14 protein-coding genes are annotated in these 15,007 nt (G+C 73.6%); 2 read left to right on the top strand and 12 right to left on the bottom strand.

Annotated elements, in window-relative coordinates; all coding sequences use genetic code 11:
• Positions 1 to 17: 17 nt before the first annotated feature.
• The 11 genes from J1M44_RS06780 to J1M44_RS06730 all read right to left on the bottom strand — a co-directional run bounded on the left by J1M44_RS06780 (position 18) and on the right by J1M44_RS06730 (position 9,183).
• A complete protein-coding gene (locus J1M44_RS06780) occupies positions 18 to 1,226 on the bottom strand; it encodes an acetyl-CoA C-acetyltransferase (protein WP_004167672.1) in 1,209 nt (402 codons plus the stop codon).
• A 189-nt stretch (positions 1,227 to 1,415) separates the two neighbouring features.
• Positions 1,416 to 2,483: a 2,3-butanediol dehydrogenase gene (locus J1M44_RS06775; protein WP_036335021.1), complete on the bottom strand. Its 1,068-nt coding sequence runs from the start codon at positions 2,481 to 2,483 to the stop codon at positions 1,416 to 1,418.
• A gap of 217 nt (positions 2,484 to 2,700) precedes the next feature.
• The gene (gene prfB, locus J1M44_RS06770) at positions 2,701 to 3,822 is read right to left on the bottom strand and encodes a peptide chain release factor 2 (RefSeq protein ID WP_004167676.1); all 1,122 of its coding nucleotides are present in this window, start codon (positions 3,820 to 3,822) and stop codon (positions 2,701 to 2,703) included.
• A gap of 12 nt (positions 3,823 to 3,834) precedes the next feature.
• Positions 3,835 to 4,569, bottom strand: coding sequence for an alpha/beta fold hydrolase (locus J1M44_RS06765; protein ID WP_049160010.1), 735 nt, complete (start codon positions 4,567 to 4,569; stop codon positions 3,835 to 3,837).
• A complete protein-coding gene (locus J1M44_RS06760) occupies positions 4,566 to 5,024 on the bottom strand; it encodes a pilus assembly protein TadG-related protein (protein WP_004167678.1) in 459 nt (152 codons plus the stop codon). Before J1M44_RS06760 ends, J1M44_RS06765 begins: the two co-directional genes overlap by 4 nt.
• The gene (locus J1M44_RS06755) at positions 5,024 to 5,452 is read right to left on the bottom strand and encodes a TadE/TadG family type IV pilus assembly protein (protein ID WP_004167679.1); all 429 of its coding nucleotides are present in this window, start codon (positions 5,450 to 5,452) and stop codon (positions 5,024 to 5,026) included. The genes J1M44_RS06760 and J1M44_RS06755 overlap by 1 nt, the downstream gene beginning before the upstream one ends.
• Complete coding sequence (locus tag J1M44_RS06750; RefSeq protein WP_049160008.1) at positions 5,436 to 5,864, bottom strand: TadE/TadG family type IV pilus assembly protein; 429 nt, start codon at positions 5,862 to 5,864, stop codon at positions 5,436 to 5,438. The genes J1M44_RS06755 and J1M44_RS06750 overlap by 17 nt, the downstream gene beginning before the upstream one ends.
• A 2-nt stretch (positions 5,865 to 5,866) precedes the next feature.
• A complete protein-coding gene (locus J1M44_RS06745) occupies positions 5,867 to 6,073 on the bottom strand; it encodes a hypothetical protein (protein WP_004167681.1) in 207 nt (68 codons plus the stop codon).
• Between the two features lie 88 nt (positions 6,074 to 6,161).
• Entirely contained in the window at positions 6,162 to 7,103 is a 942-nt protein-coding gene (locus J1M44_RS06740) for a type II secretion system F family protein (protein WP_004167682.1), read from the bottom strand.
• A complete protein-coding gene (locus tag J1M44_RS06735) occupies positions 7,100 to 7,957 on the bottom strand; it encodes a type II secretion system F family protein (protein ID WP_004167683.1) in 858 nt (285 codons plus the stop codon). The genes J1M44_RS06740 and J1M44_RS06735 overlap by 4 nt, the downstream gene beginning before the upstream one ends.
• Complete coding sequence (locus tag J1M44_RS06730) at positions 7,957 to 9,183, bottom strand: CpaF family protein (RefSeq protein WP_004167684.1); 1,227 nt, start codon at positions 9,181 to 9,183, stop codon at positions 7,957 to 7,959. Before J1M44_RS06730 ends, J1M44_RS06735 begins: the two co-directional genes overlap by 1 nt.
• A gap of 560 nt (positions 9,184 to 9,743) precedes the next feature.
• Between J1M44_RS06730 and J1M44_RS11940 the strand changes: the two genes are divergently transcribed.
• Positions 9,744 to 12,269 carry an FtsK/SpoIIIE domain-containing protein gene (locus tag J1M44_RS11940; protein WP_342356576.1) on the top strand — a complete coding sequence of 842 codons (2,526 nt, stop codon included), beginning with the start codon at positions 9,744 to 9,746 and terminating at the stop codon, positions 12,267 to 12,269.
• A 696-nt stretch (positions 12,270 to 12,965) separates the two neighbouring features.
• Positions 12,966 to 13,544 (top strand): dienelactone hydrolase family protein, encoded by a 579-nt coding sequence (locus tag J1M44_RS06720; RefSeq protein WP_206480789.1) that lies wholly within the window; start codon positions 12,966 to 12,968, stop codon positions 13,542 to 13,544.
• Between the two features lie 19 nt (positions 13,545 to 13,563).
• Here the strand turns inward: J1M44_RS06720 and J1M44_RS06715 are convergent, their stop codons facing one another.
• Positions 13,564 to 14,967: an MFS transporter gene (locus tag J1M44_RS06715; protein WP_206480788.1), complete on the bottom strand. Its 1,404-nt coding sequence runs from the start codon at positions 14,965 to 14,967 to the stop codon at positions 13,564 to 13,566.
• Positions 14,968 to 15,007: the final 40 nt, after the last annotated feature.

Below are 15,007 nucleotides of genomic sequence, written 5' to 3'. Positions count from 1 at the left end.
CTGTCAGGGGCGGTCCGTCAGCGGAAGAGGATCAGGGCCTCGCCCTGGCCGCCGCCGCCGCAGAGCGAGACGGCCGCGCGGCCGCCGTCGCGCCGGTCGAGCTCGAGGGCGGCGTGCAGGGCCAGCCGGGCGCCGGAGGCGCCGATCGGGTGGCCCAGGGCGATGGCGCCGCCGTGGATGTTGGTCTTCTCGTGCGGGTAGTCGAGGTCGCGCAGGGACTGCACGGCCACCGCGCCGAACGCCTCGTTGATCTCGATGAAGTCGAGGTCGGCCACGTCCCAGCCCTGCTTCCGCACGGCGGCGTTGATCGCGTCGGAGGGCTGCGAGTGCAGCTGCGAGCTGTCCGGGCCGGCGGTCTGGCCGGGTGCGCCCACCGTGGCGAGGATCGTCAGGCCCTTCTCCTCGGCGAAGGCACGCGAGGTCACCACGAGGGCGGCGGCGCCGTCGGACAGGGGCGAGGAGTTGCCGGCCGTGATCGTGCCGTCCTTCGCGAACGCCGGGCGCAGGGCGCCCAGCGCCTCGGCGGTCGTGTCCGGTCGGACCCCTTCGTCCTGGGAGACGACCAGCGGGTCGCCCTTGCGCTGCGGGACCTCCACCGGGGCGATCTCGCCCTCGAAGACGCCCTCGGACTGGGCCCGGGCGGCCCGCTGGTGCGACGCCGCGGCGACCTCGTCCTGCTCGGCACGGGCGATGTTCCGCTCGCCGTTGCCGGACTCGGTCAGCTCGCCCATGGCCTCGTGGCTCAGGGAGTCGGTGAGGCCGTCCCACGCGACGGCGTCGAGCATGGTGGCCGGGCCGTACTTGAAGCCCTTGCGCGCGCCGGGCAGCAGGTGCGGGGCGTTGGTCATGGACTCCTGACCGCCGGCCACCACCACGTCCGCCTCGCCGAGGCGGACGAGACGGGCGGCGTCGATCACGGCGGTGAGGCCGGACAGGCACACCTTGTTGATCGTCATGGCCGGGACGTTCCACGGGATGCCCGCGGCGAGCGCGGACTGGCGGGCCGGGTTCTGCCCCGCGCCGGCCTGCACGACCTGACCCATGTAGACCATGTCCACGTCCTCGGGGGCCACGCCGGCGCGCTCGAGCGCGTGCGTGATCGCGTGGGCGCCCAGATCCACGGCGCGCAGGTCGGCCTGCTGCGAGAGCAGTCGGGTGAAGGGCGTGCGGGCACCGCCCACGATCACGGCGTCGGTGGGCTGAGGCTGGGGCAGCTCGGCGGTCATGCGGTCCTCCTGGAACGTTCAACTCGGTTCATCACGATTCACTCAAATGCAGTCTATGACCCCGGTCACAGGCGCGCCAGGCGACGACGCATCCGTGACGACGCGCCGCAGTGCAGGGACCCGACGGCCCGCACCCGCCGGCTGCGGGCGCGGGCCGTCGTCGGGACGTCCGGGGGTCGGGCCGGAGCCTCAGAGGCCCTGGCCGGTCGGCGAGACGAGGATCTTCACGGCCGTCTCGTTGTGGTGGATGAGGGTCTCGAAGCCCTGGTCGACCAGGTCGTCGAGGCCGATCTTGCCGGTGATGAACGGCGCGAGGTCCACGGCGCCGTCCTCGACCATGCGGATGGTGTCCGCGTGGTCGTTCGCGTACGCGATCGTGCCGCGCAGGTCGATCTCCTTGAGCACCAGCTTGTGCAGGGCCACGGCGGGCTCGTGACCCCAGATGGACTCGTTGACGATCACGCCGCCGGGACGCACCGCGTCCAGCAGCATGTCCAGCACCACGTCCACCGAGGTGCACTCGAAGCCCACGTCCGCGCCCTGGCCGTCGTGCAGTTCGCGGATCTTGGCGGGCACGTCCACCTCGCGCGGGTCGAAGGCCTCGTCCACCACGCCGGCCTCGAGCACCTTCTGCCGCCGCAGCTCCGAGAGCTCGGAGACGTACACCGTCAGGCCCTTGCCCTTGAGCACGGCCGCAGTGAGCGCGCCGATGGGGCCGGCGCCGCCGATCAGCGCCACGCCCGACGTCGGAGAGCCGGCTCGCACCCACGCGTGGTGGGCCACGGAGAGCGGCTCGATGAGGGCGGCCTGGTCGAGAGGCACGGAGTCGGCCACCGGGTGGACCCAGCGGCGCCGCACCGCGATCTGCTCGGCCAGGCCGCCGCCGTCGCCGCCCAGGCCGATGAAGTTCATGTCCGGCGCGAGGTTGTAGTCCGGTCGGTCCTGGTCCTCCTCGCGCACGATGTACGGCTCCACGACGACCTTCTGGCCGACCTCGAGGTCCGTGACGCCCTCGCCCAGGGCGGCGACGGTGCCGGACATCTCGTGGCCGAGCGTGACGGGGGCGGCGTCACCGGAGATCGGGTGCGGGTGTCCGGCCGGCGGGATGAAGATCGGACCCTCGAGGTACTCGTGCAGGTCCGTGCCGCAGATGCCGCACCACGCGACGTCCACGAGGACCTGCCCCGGACCGGCCGTGGGCGAGGCGATCTCCTCGATGCGGATGTCCTTCTTGCCGTGCCAACGTGCGGCGCGCATGGTCATGCTGGTCGACCTCCTGGGTGGGGATGGAGTCGGGTGCCGGGCCGACGCGCGGGGGCGCCCGCCCCGGTGCGTCGAGCATCCCACCGGGCCGGTCTCCCAGGCCAGGCCCGAGGCCCCTGTGGGGCCTCAACGACGACGCCGGCCCGCGCCTCGCTGCGGAGGTGCGGGCCGGCGTCGTGGTGGCCCAGGCGACGGGGCCGCGCCGCGGGGCTCAGTCCTCCTGGGCGGCCTTGACCTGCTCGGCGCGCCAGCGGATCCCGGCGTCCACGAAATCGTCGATGTGGCCGTCGAACACGGAGGAGGGGTTGCCCTCCTCGTGGCCCGTGCGCAGGTCCTTGACCATCTGGTACGGGTTCAGCACGTAGGAGCGCATCTGGTCGCCCCAGGACGCCTTGACGTCGCCGGCCATCTCCTTCTTCTTCGCGTCCTCCTCGGCCTTGCGCAGCAGCAGCAGGCGGGACTGGAGCACACGCAGGGCGGCGGCACGGTTCTGGATCTGCGACTTCTCGTTCTGCATGGACACGACGATGCCGGTGGGCAGGTGCGTCATGCGGACGGCGGAGTCCGTGGTGTTCACGGACTGGCCGCCGGGGCCCGAGGAGCGGAACACGTCCACCTTGATCTCGGACTCGGGGATCTCGATGGAGTCGTCCGACTCGATCAGCGGCACCACCTCGACCGCCGCGAAGGACGTCTGGCGGCGGCCCTGGTTGTCGAAGGGGCTGATGCGCACGAGGCGGTGCGTGCCGGCCTCCACGGAGAGGGTGCCGAACGCGAAGGGCGCGTTGACCTCGAAGGTGACGGACTTCAGGCCGGCCTCCTCCGCGTAGGAGGTGTCCATGACCTTGGTGGACCAGCCGCGCTGCTCGGCCCAGCGCAGGTACATGCGCATGAGGGTCTCGGCGAAGTCGGCCGCGTCCACGCCGCCGGCGCCCGCGCGGATGGTCACGACGGCGTCGCGCTGGTCGTACTCGCCGCTGAGCAGCGTGACGACCTCGAGTTCCTCCAGGGCCTTGCGGATGGAGGTCAGCTCCTGGTTCGCGTCCTCCAGGAGGGAGGGCTCGTCCTCCTCCGCGGCGAGCTCGACCATGGTCTCCAGATCCTCGATGCGGCTCTCCAGGGAGGTGATGCGCTTGAGGTCCGTCTGACGGTGGGAGAGCTTGGAGGTGACCTTCTGGGCCTCCTCCGGGTCGTCCCAGAGGTCCGGTGCGGAGGCCTGCTGCTCCAGTTCGGCGATGTCCGCCTTGATGCGATCGAGGTCCGAGACCTGCTCGATGGAGGCCAGGGTGTGGCGCAGGGAGTCGATCTCCGCGGAGAAGTCAGTGTCAGCCATGATTCGGCCAGCCTACCGCGTGGGGTGGACGCCGGTCGTGTGCCAGCGGCGGATGGCCGCCGCGACGGCCTCGGGCTCGGCGACGTGCGGCCAGTGGCCCGGGCCGACGTCGACGACGGTGGTGTGCGCGGTGACCGCGTCCAGGTCCCGCTGGTGGACGTCCCGGGTGCTGCGCACGTACAGCGTCGGGACGGTGATGCCGGCCCAGAGGGCACGGGTGTCCGCGGCGAGGACGGCGGCCCAGAGCTCGCGCATCGGATGGTCCGGCGTGGCGTCCACGTCAGCCAGGATCCGCTCGTGCCACGACTCCGGGACGAGGAGGTCCCGCGCAAGCGAGGCGCGGAACACGCCCCGCCAGTCCGGGCGGGCGGCGAGGCGGGCCTTCGCCGCCCGGGCGGCCAGGGCGGTGTCCGTCACCGGGACGTTCGAGTCGATGACCACGAGGGCGCGGGGTCGCACCAGCCCGTCGGCGACGGCGCGCAGCGCGATGACTCCGCCCGTGCTGTGGCCGATCAGCAGCCCCGGCACGGGGCCGGCCTGCGCCGCCCAGGTGTGGGCGGCGTCGCGGACGGGGTCCGCGTCGGTCGCCGGCCGTGCGGCCCGGGGGCGGTCCTGGCCGCCTGCATCCGGGCCCGGGTGGCCGGGCAGGGCGGGCGAGGCGGCGAGGTCGGCCGCGGCGCCGAGGGCGTCGGCAAGGGGCTCGAAGTGGGCGGGTCGGCCACCGATGCCGTGGAGGAAGCGGATCACCGGGCCAGGCTAGTGCGACTGCTGCCCGTCGCCTCCAGGGGGACCGACAGGGGGAGTGTTCCCGCGAACGGGCCGGTCATGGCGAACAGATCGGCCCGGGCGTCGAGGGTGACGACGACGGTGGTGCCGTCCTCAGCCACGCGGGCGCTCATCCCACCGAGCCCGGGCACGGCCTCTCGGGCGCCGACGGCTGCGAGGTGTGCGCTGGCGGAGGCGGCGACGTCGCCGTCGGAGAGCACGACTCCCGGGTCCTCCCCCAGCCGGAAGCCGAGCTCCTCTGCCCCGGCGACGGCGGCCGAGTCCGCGAGCGACTGCAGGCGACGGTGCTGCAGCTGCACGGTGGTGACCGCGAGCATGACCAGCATGAGGGCCACGAGCACGGCGCACAGGCCGACGGTGAGGACGGTGGTCTGCCCGTCGTCGCGACCCAGGCGAGCGGTGAGGGGGCGGCGCATCAGAACCTCGGCACCGTCTGTCGGGCGTCGGAGCCCACGGTCACGGGGGTCAGCGACCATGCTGCCGGCGTGAGAGGCACGGGGACCGCCACGTCCACCCGCACCGCGACGACCTCGCCCGGTTCGAGCGTGCCACAGCCGCCCTGGTCGCAGCCGACGGTCAGGTCGTACTGGCCGGTGCCCACGCCGTAGTCGGCGAGCGTGAGCTCGACGGTGGCGTGGGCGGCGCCTGCGCTCGGCCGATCAGCTTCGGCGACCACGGCCCTGACGGCCTGGTCCGCGGCGGCGACCGAGGCGAACGCCGCGGCCTGGACCTGGGAGACGTAGATCATCAGGTACACCACGGGGATCAGCACCACGAGCGTGAGGCCCAGGAATTCGACCGTGGCCGCTCCCCGCTCGTCGCGGACGTCATTGACGGAACGCATGGCCGCTCACCTCCACGGGGATCGGGCCCGGCAGGAACCCCAGGCCGGGCAGCGAGCTCGAGACCGTGACGCGCAGGACCGGGACCCCGTCCTGGCTGGTGAGCTCGGCGGCGACGTCGGCCCCGGACTGGCCGGGCACACCGGTGGAGAGCAGCTCCCGGGCCCGTTGGACGCCGTCCTCGGGGTTCCGGTCCGCGAGCGCCCCGTACCGGGCACCGGCGGAGGCGGCGTCGATCATCACGTTGCGTGTGTGGATCACGACGCCGGCCTGGAGGAGCGCGGCGAAGAGCAGGACGACCAGGGTCATCACCATGGTGGACTCGGCCACCGCGGCGCCCCGGTCGTCCCGCCAGGGGACGCCCGCGTGGCCGCCGCGGGGCGCCGGCGCGCCGTGGGCAGCACCCCGGGGCATGCTCAGCCGCCCTGGGACACCTGGGAGATGGCCTGGTTGAACAGTCCCTCGAGCGCCGGCAGGGCGAGGGCCAGCAGGCCGGCCACGAGCACGGCGGACATGAGGGTGATCATCACCCAGCCGGGGACGTCGCCGCGCTCGTCGCGGACGTCGTCGTGGATGAGGGCGCGCAGGGCGGCCAGGACGGTGATGGCGTGGTGGTGGAGCATGGTCCCCTCCTCGGGTGGGCCGGCCGCCCGTGCGGCCGGAGTGGATGGTGATGGTGGGTGGACGGATGGACTATTCAGTTGTGGGTCTTCAGAACCCCAGGCGCATCAGGGAGATGCCGGGGAAGACGGCGAAGATCACCGTGAGCGGGAGGATGCCGAACACGAGGGGCACCATCATCTGGATCTCCTTCCGGCCGGCGGCCTCCATGAGCTCGCGGCGACCCATCTCACGCACGTCCTGGGCCTGCGCGCGCAGGACGTCGGCGAGGGGTGTGCCGCGGTCCAGCGCGATGAGCACGCCCCCGATGAACCGTTCGACGGGGGCCAGCTGCACGCGCCGTCCCATGGCCTTGAGCGCCGCGGACAGCGACGCCCCGGCACGCATGTCGGCGAGCGTGACGCGGAACTCGCCGGCCAGCTCCCCGCGCGCCGTCCCCGCGATGCGCTCGAGCGCTCCAGCGGCGCTCTCCCCCGCTCCCACCGAGAGGGCGAACAGCTCGGCCACGGACGGGAACTCGGAGAGGATGGCCTCGCGCCGCCGTCGCGCCCGCAGGGAGAGCAGCTGGTCTCGGAGCAGGAACCCGGCCATGCCGCCGGCGATCACCAGGGCGACCCCCGTGATCACCGGCACGCGGCCCGTGACGGTGAGGCTGAGCGCGAGGACGGCCGCCACGGCAGCCCCCGCGGCCGCGCTCAGGACCTGCTGGGCGCGGAAGTCCGTCGACGTGACCGCGAGCCCCGCGGCGGCCAGCTTGCGGTCGAGCGCCACCCCGCCCGGGGAGATGCGCTGGACCCAGCCGACCCCGGCCTGCACCACGGGATCGAGGATGCGTCCCCACGCTCCCCAGGGCGAGGCGCCCGCACGTTCCTCCTCGAGGAGGCGGGAGGCCGGGATGTGGTGGCGCAGCTGCGGTTCGACCCGTTGCTCGAGGCTGGGGCGCCAGCCCACCGGCTGGGTGACCAGGATGAGGAGCAGTCCCGCCCCGAGGGTGAGGCCCAAGAGCGCGGCCCAGATCAGCGCGGACGTCATGCGAACACCCGCTTCTCCCGGGGCAGCGCGCCGATGCGGAGCATGACGCGGTAGCAGACGACGGAGGCCACCATGCCCGCGAGGAGCACGGCCCCGCCGGCGGCGGACCGGTAGGCCGCGACCGCGGCGGGCTGGGTCCCCAGCAGCAGGAGCACGAGCCACGGGGCGCACACCGCCAACCGGGCCGCGTTCACGGTCCACGACTGCCGGGCCTCGAGCTCGGCACGGATGCGGGCGTCCTGCCGGAGGAACTCGGAGAGGGTCTGCAGCAGACGGCCGATGTCGGCGCCGCCGACCTCGCGGGTCAGGCGCAAAGAGACCACCAGGCGGTCCGCGACGGGGTCGGCCATCCGGGCCTTGAGCCGGTCCAGAGCGTCCACGAAGCGGGCTCCGGCCCGGTAGTCCCGGGCGAAGTGCTGGAACGGCTCGCGCAGCCCCTCCGGCCCGGTCTCCCCGAGCTGGATGAGCGCCTCCGGGAGAGTCAGGCCCGCGCGGATGGCCGACCGGGCGTGGTCGATCGCGTCCGGCCACAGCTCGCGCAGTGCCGTGGACCGTCGACGGGCCTGCCAGGACAGCAGCAGCCAGGGCACGGCCGCCCCGAAGACGGCGAAGCACGCGGCGATGGTCCACGTTCCGGTCAGCGAGAGGACGATCAGCCCGACCACGAGACCGCCGACGGCCATGGCGGACACGACGCCGGCCGGGCTGAGGCGCTGGATGCCGGACTGGGCGATCAGCACACGCAGGCGCGAGTCGGTGCGGGCAGCCTCGGGTCTCTCCGTGGGAGGGGACCAGAGGGACCACCACAGCAGGAACAGGCCGCAGCCGAGCGCGAGCCCCAGCAGCGCGGCCATCAGCGCAGCCCCACCAGCTCGTGGACGTCCACGCCTCGACGGGCGAGCGCCTCGAACTCGAGGTTCGCACCCTCGTTGAGGCGCAGGTCGCCTTCGGTGTCGCGCTGGAAGAGCGCCGACGTCTCGATGACCCCGCCCTCCACCCGTGAGCCGACGGTGAGGATCTCCCGCACCCGCCGGCGGCCCTGACGGTCGCGCTCGCAGTGCACGACGACGTCGATGCACGTGGCGACCGTCGGGACGACGAAGTCCCGGGAGATGTTCTCCCCTGCCAGCAGGGGCAGCGTGCAGAGCTTCGTGAGCGCGTCCGCAGCCGAGTTCGCGTGGATCGTGCACATGCCGGCCAGGCCGGAGTTCAGCGCGACGAGCATGTCCAGTGCCTCGGCCTCGCGCACCTCGCCGACGATCAGGCGGTCCGGGCGCATCCGCAGCGCCTCCTTGACGAGGCGGCGCAGCGGGATCTCGCCGTGGCCCTCCAGGTTCGGCTGGCGGCACTGCAGCCCTACGACGTCGCGCACCGGGATCTGCAGCTCGAAGATCTCCTCCACGGTGATCACCCGCTCCCGCGGGCCGATGGCCGAGGCCAGGCAGTTGAGCAGGGTGGTCTTGCCCGCCTGGGTGGCCCCGCTGACGAGGATGTTCATGCCCGCGTCCACGGCCGCGTCCAGGAAGCGGGCCGCCGTCGGCGTGAGGGAACCGCCCCGGACGAGGTCGTCCAGCCGGCGCGCCCGGGCGATGAACTTCCGGATGTTCACGGCCCAGTGCCGCCGCGTGATGTCTGGGATGGCCACGTGCAGGCGCGAGCCGTCCGGCAGGGCCGCGTCGACGAACGGCATCGACAGGTCCAGCCGCCGGCCCGAGGACTTCAGCATGACTTCGACGAGGTCCTGCACCTCCTCCTCGGTCAGGACGATGCCCGTCAGCTCGGAGCGGCCGGACCGCGCGCAGTAGACGGCGTCCGGCGCGTTCAGCCAGATCTCCTCCACGGAGGGATCGTCCATGAGCCGCTGGAGCGGCCCGAGGCCCGCGATGCGGTCGAACAGGTCCTGCCGCGCCGCCACGGGATCCTCCAGGTCCGGCAGCGAGCTGACCATCGCGCGGGACTCGTAGTCCGCGGCCGCGTCCTGGATGAGCGTCAGGACCCGGGCGTGCTCACGCTGCGGGTCGATGCCCTGCCGCCGGACGATCTCCCGGATCTCGTCCTCGAGAATGCGCACCGCATCCATGTGTCCCTCCTGTGCCCTATTCGGCGCCATCCCCAGCGCCGCACACGTCTCGATCAGGAAGATACCCCGTTCCGTCGATGCGTGTGGTCCAGGACACCACGACTGTGGACAACGTGGCGGCGGACCCGTCCGACGGACAGTTGTCCACAGCCCGCCCGAACCGCCATCAGGCCGTGGCAGGGTCGTCCCCAGGCGGCCGGACGGGCCGGTCGCCGGTCTCAGGAGGGAGGGGCGGGGATGGCCTGGAGCGTGCGGATCCTGGGCGGGGCCGCTCCCGAGACCTGGCGGGTGGAGCACTTCCCCGCCGACGCGGACGAGCAGGACCGGGCGGTGCGGGAACGTTTTCCCGCCCGGTCGCTGCGCCGGTGCGCTGCCGGGCCGCGCAGCGTGACGTACGCGGAACGGGCCGGGCGTGCACCGGCCCGGGGGCCGGAGCTCGCGGTGGTCACCGAGCATGGACCCGACGCCGGCCGCGATGGGGCGGCCGGAGCCCGCTCCCGGTGGGCCGGACCGCCCTGGGTCTGGTCCGCGGGCCCGGGGCTGCCCTGCCGCGGCCGATCGTGCCGGAGCCGCCCGCCGTCGACCTCGGGTCCGCACCGGCCCGGCAGTCCGTCGTGATCCCGCTGGTGGCGGCCCTGGGCCCGCTGGTGCTCGGGGTCGCCCTGGTCCTGATGATGGGCAACCCGATGTTCCTGCTGTTCGGCGTGCTGTCCGTGACGGTGGCGCTGGTCATGCTGGCGATGCAGCGCCGCGCCCGGCTGCGGCATGCGCGGCTGCTCGCCGCCCGCGCGGACACGGTCGTGCGCCGGCGGGCTCGGGCGGCATTGAGCCCCGGTGCGGTGGCCCGCGCCGTCCGCTCCGGCGCGACGGACCGCTTCGGGCTGACGGCGGGCGCCGACGAGGCCGTGGCGGTCTCGTGGGGTTCCGGCGTCGGGGCGCTGTCCCTGTCGCGGGACGACCCGGACGAAGCATGGGTGGAGGCCGTCACGTCGCGGCGCACCGTGATGACGACGTCACCGCCGGAGTCGCGCGCCGTCGTGGCCGGGCCACCGCGCGATGTGGCCGGGGTTTGCCGGTGGGCGGTGTTCCAGCTCCTGCGGCACGCGGTGGCGGCCGATGGCGCGTTCGTCGTGGAGGCCGGTGGGGTCCGCCGCACCTGGTGGTCGGGCGGGTCCGGCCCGCAGCTGCTGGTGACGGCCCCTGAGGACGCGGCATTGGATCCGGCGTGGCGAGCGTGGCGGGCCGCCATCGGCGACGACGCGGGGACGATGGCCACGGCCCGGACGGATCTGCCCTGGACGCGGTACGACTTCACTGGGCCGCCGCCTGCGCCGGGGGACGCCGTCGTCGATCTGCGCGGGTGCACCGTCGTGGTCCCGGCCGAACAGCAGCGCTTCGAGGACGTGGCCGCCGACGGCCTCGCCGACGGCACTCTGGTCGCCTGGCTGACCGAGCTGGCCGACGACGTCGTGGACCTCGGCCTGCTGCCCACCGACGACGGGGACGGCACGCTCACACCACCGGGGCAGGTGGGCACCCGTGATGCCGTCGACGGGCTCACCGTGACCCTCGCCGGGGGCGGCGACGAGACGCGCGTCGTCGAGATGGACCTGGCCGCCGACGGTCCGCACCTGCTCATCGCGGGCACCACGGGATCCGGGAAGTCGGATCTCCTGCTGTCCCTGCTGCTGGGGGCCGCGGCGCACCACCCGCCGGCCGAGGTCGCGTTCCTGCTGCTGGACTTCAAGGGCGGCGCGTCGTTCGGTCCGCTGGGTGCGCTCCCCCACACGATGAGCCTGGAGACCAACCACGTGGGAACGGCCTCGTTGCGGGCGCTGAGCGCCATTCGGGCGGAGCTGCATCGCCGCGAGGCCCTCTTCGCGCAGGCCGGGGTCAGCGACTATCCCGGCTTCCGCCGCCGCCATCCGGACGCGGCGCTGCCTCGGCTCGTCGTGGCGATCGACGAACTGCGCGTGCTCGTGGACGACCACCCGGACGCGGCCGCCGTCCTGCAGCGTCTGGCCGCCACGGGCCGTTCCCTCGGCTTCCACCTCATCCTGGCCACGCAGCGGGCCACGGGTGCGGTGGGCTCGGACCTGCGCTCGAACCTGGGCAGCACGATTGCCCTGCGCACCGCGACGGAGCAGGAGTCGTGGGACCTGGTAGGCACGGCCGCCGCGGCCCGGCTCGACCCGCGTCGCCCCGGCTCCGCGATCCTCTCGACGGCGGGGCGCCCGACGGTCTCGTTCCGCGCGTCCCAATGGACGGTCGACGGTGGCACGCCCGTGTGGCGGCGGCTGGGCGAGGCCGCGGCCGCCCCGGCCATCGCCCCCTGGGAGGCCGTCGTCGCGGTCCTGGTGGAGAACTACGCTGCGGGTGACTGGCCGACACCCCCGCCCGTGGTCACCCCCGCCCTGCCGGAGCGCTGGGTGCCGGACCGCGGTCGCCGGGCCGAGGCCACGGCCCTGGCCCTGCTCGACGACGCGGCCCACGGCCGGCACCGTCCCTGGCGGTGGCCGACCGGCGCAGAGGGACGCACCGCGTGGATCGTCGAGGCCGCGGGGGGTCGCGCGGAGACGCTGGCCGCCGTCGTCGAGGTGGCGATGCGCAGCGGCGGGCCGGTGGCCGTGCTGGACGGCACCGGGGAGGCCGCGGCGGCCGCACGGTCCGGGGTGCCGGTGCTGACCCCGGACTCCGAGGGAACCGGAGAGGCCGTCCTGGCCCGCCTGCGCGAGCTCGCGGCCGCCGGCGGCACGGCCGTGGTCACGGGCTGGAACGCGTGGTCCGGCCTGCGCGTCGGGGACACCTACCGCACGGTCGAGGAGGAGGTGCACGACTGGCTCGGCCGTCCGGCGGCCACCGGGCTGCGTCTGGCGGTGTTCGGCGGCCGCGAGCTGGCGACGGGCCGGCTGCTGCTGCACCTGCCCCACCGCTTCTTCGTGCCGGCCGGGACGAACGCCGAGCACCGGCTCATCTGGCCCCGGCTGACCGAGGTCGAGCCCCTGCCGGGCCGGGCCGTGCACATCAGTCCCGCCGTCCCCGAACCCGGGATGCCCTGCCAGCTCGCGTTTCCCGCTTCGGCGTGACCGCACTGTCGGCGATGCCCGTGTCACCGCCGCGGAACGGTGGACTCAGCTCCGACGCCCACTCCGTGAGGCGTTCTCCGTCGAACGTGGACGCCGCGGGCGAGTGGGCCGGGAGCAGTCGGACATGGTACCCCTTCGTCGCCGTGCCTCCGAAGGGGACGGCGACCTATCGGCTGCGGCATCGTCCGGCGATGACGTCCTGAAGGTCGCAGGACGGATGGAGCGAGGAGGCCGCTGCCCGCTCATGCCTCGAGCGGCCCCGTCCCCACCCAGCAGAGCACGTACCGGAAGGAGTGCTGCAACGAGAACCCAGGGCACCGAACTCGGCGCCTGCGTCATGAGAGACCCCGCCAGGGCGGTCGCCGAAAAGACCAGGGCGACCATCGCAGCCGGCACCGACCGGCAAGCGCTGCGCTTGCGATACACGCGACGAGCGCCCCTGCGACCAGCAGAGTCGACACAGCGCTCCCCCACGGCCCGCGCCCTGAATGGCCCGGCCAGTTGACCCATCACGCCAGAACGACAAAACCCACCAGGGCCAGCGGTACCCAGCGCTTCAGCGGCATCACTCTCTCCGCTCTGTCGCGATGAGCGCCAACCTGCTGACCATGACAGATGCAGTCACCTCACTTCTTCGCCCCCGGTCACCCACCCGCACTCTGGGGCGGCCGCCCACCGCGGTCTACGCTCTGACCCATGGCCCAGATCATCCTCTTCCACCACGCCCTCGGTCTCACGGACGGCGTGCGTGCGCTCGCCGACCAGATCGCCAGCGGCGGTCACACGGTCCACACCTCTGACCTCTACGACGGCCGCACCTTCGCCACCGTGGACGAGGGTGTCTCCCACGCCGAGCAGATCGGCTTCGAGGAGATCGGCCAGCGCGGCATGCGGGCGTGTGCCCAGCACAAGGAGGCCTCCGTCGTCGCGGGCATCAGCCTGGGCGTGATGCCCGCCTGGCGCGCCGCCCAGGTGGTCCCCGGCTTCCGCGCGTGCATCGCCATGGCCGGCGCCCTGCCCCTCGACGCCTACGCCCCGCTCTGGCAGCCCCACACCGCCCTGCAGATCCACCTCGGCACCCGCGACCCCTGGGCCCTCGAGGGCGACCTCGAGACCGCCCGCTCCTACGCGGCCACCGACGAGCACCCGGACCGCCCCGCCGACCTCTTCGAGTACGACACGGACCGGCACCTGTTCATGGACTCCTCCACCGCGGACTTCGACGCGGACCTCACCGCCGTGCTGGTCCGCCGCATCCACGAGCTCCTGGCCTGAGCCGCGGAGCAGGCCCGGCTCAGGCGGAGCGCCGCCCGCGCGCCACCGTCGCCAGCGCGGCCAGCAGCACGAGCACGAAGCCCGCGGCCGCCGCGAACGCGTAGCCCGCGGACGGGGCGACGCCGTCGATGAACACGCCGGCCAGCGGGGCGCCCATCGCGGCGCCCGCGGTCATGGCCGAGCCGTAGAAGCCCATCGCCTCGCCGCGCCGCTCCTCCACCACGAGATGCGAGAGCCGGGACGAGGCCGAGGCCAGGGTCGGCGCCGTCAGCAGGCCGGAGGGGATCGAGGCCAGTGCGAGCGCCCACACCCCGTCCACGAGCGCGAGCGGCACCGTCGCCACGGCGAACAGCGCCATCAGCCGGTACGGGTGCACCTGGCGGCCCCAGGCCCCATAGAACAGCCCGCCCACGGCGGAGGCGCCGCACCAGAACGCATACACCAGGCCCACCGACGCCGCGGCACCCTGGGACTCCAGCTCGGCCACCATCGAGACCTCGGTGCCGACCATGACGATCCCGGCCGCCATCGACACCACGAGCACGCCGAGCACCTCCGACCCGATCCAGGAGAAGTGGGTCCGCCGCCACTGCCGCAGCCGCTCGGCCCGGGCCTGGCGCGGCGCCGTCGTCGGCCCGGAGCCGTCCGCCGCGATCACCGGCAGCGCCCCGGTGACGATCGGGATGGCCTCGGTGATCGCGGGCAGCGCGCCGGTGGCCAGACTGGGGGCGGCCATCTCCACGTGCATGGGCGCGGCGGTCACCGCCTGGGCGATCGCCTCCTGACGGTCCTGCTCCTCGGTGTACGGGTCCTCGGTCGCCGGCCCGACGACGGCCAGCTGGCTCGACCGCGTGGGCGGGTTGAACCACATCAGCAGGATGCCGCCCAGCGCGCTGGACAGGCCCACGATGGTCAGGCCGAGGGCACTCGACCACGTGGCCGCGACGACGGCGCCCAGCGCCGGGCCCATCATGAAGATCGTCTCCGTGACGATGGAGTCCAGGGCGAAGGCCGTCTGCCGGTCCTTGCCGTGGGTGAGCACGCCGAGTCCCTGCCGGACCACGGAGAAGATCGGCAGCGAGAACACGCCGCCCAGGAACACGGCCAGGAGCATCGGCCAGAACGGCAGCCACGGGACGATCGGCCAGATCACCGCCTCCGCGATCACGGAGGGCAGCAGTGCACGGCGCAGCCCCTTCGCGTCCACCACGCGGCCCCGCCACGGCGAGCCCACCGCGATGCCCAGCGTCATCGCCGCCCCGGCCAGGCCGGCCTGGCCGTAGCCCAGGCCCAGCGTGAGCGCCACGTGGAGGGTGAGGATCACCCCGGCCGCGGTGTGCGGGAAGCGGGCGATGAACCCCACCGCCAGCAGATGGCGGATCCGAGGGTCCTGCAACAGCCGTCCGTACGCTCCGAAGTCCACCGTCGAATCCTATGGGAGACGTCAAGGCACGCCCCGGAGG

Source organism: Micrococcus sp. KRD128 (genome assembly GCF_017168395.1).
Taxonomy (GTDB): domain Bacteria; phylum Actinomycetota; class Actinomycetes; order Actinomycetales; family Micrococcaceae; genus Micrococcus; species Micrococcus luteus.
Note: the sequence above shows the minus strand (reverse complement) of the source record. Positions and strands in the feature narration are given on the sequence as shown.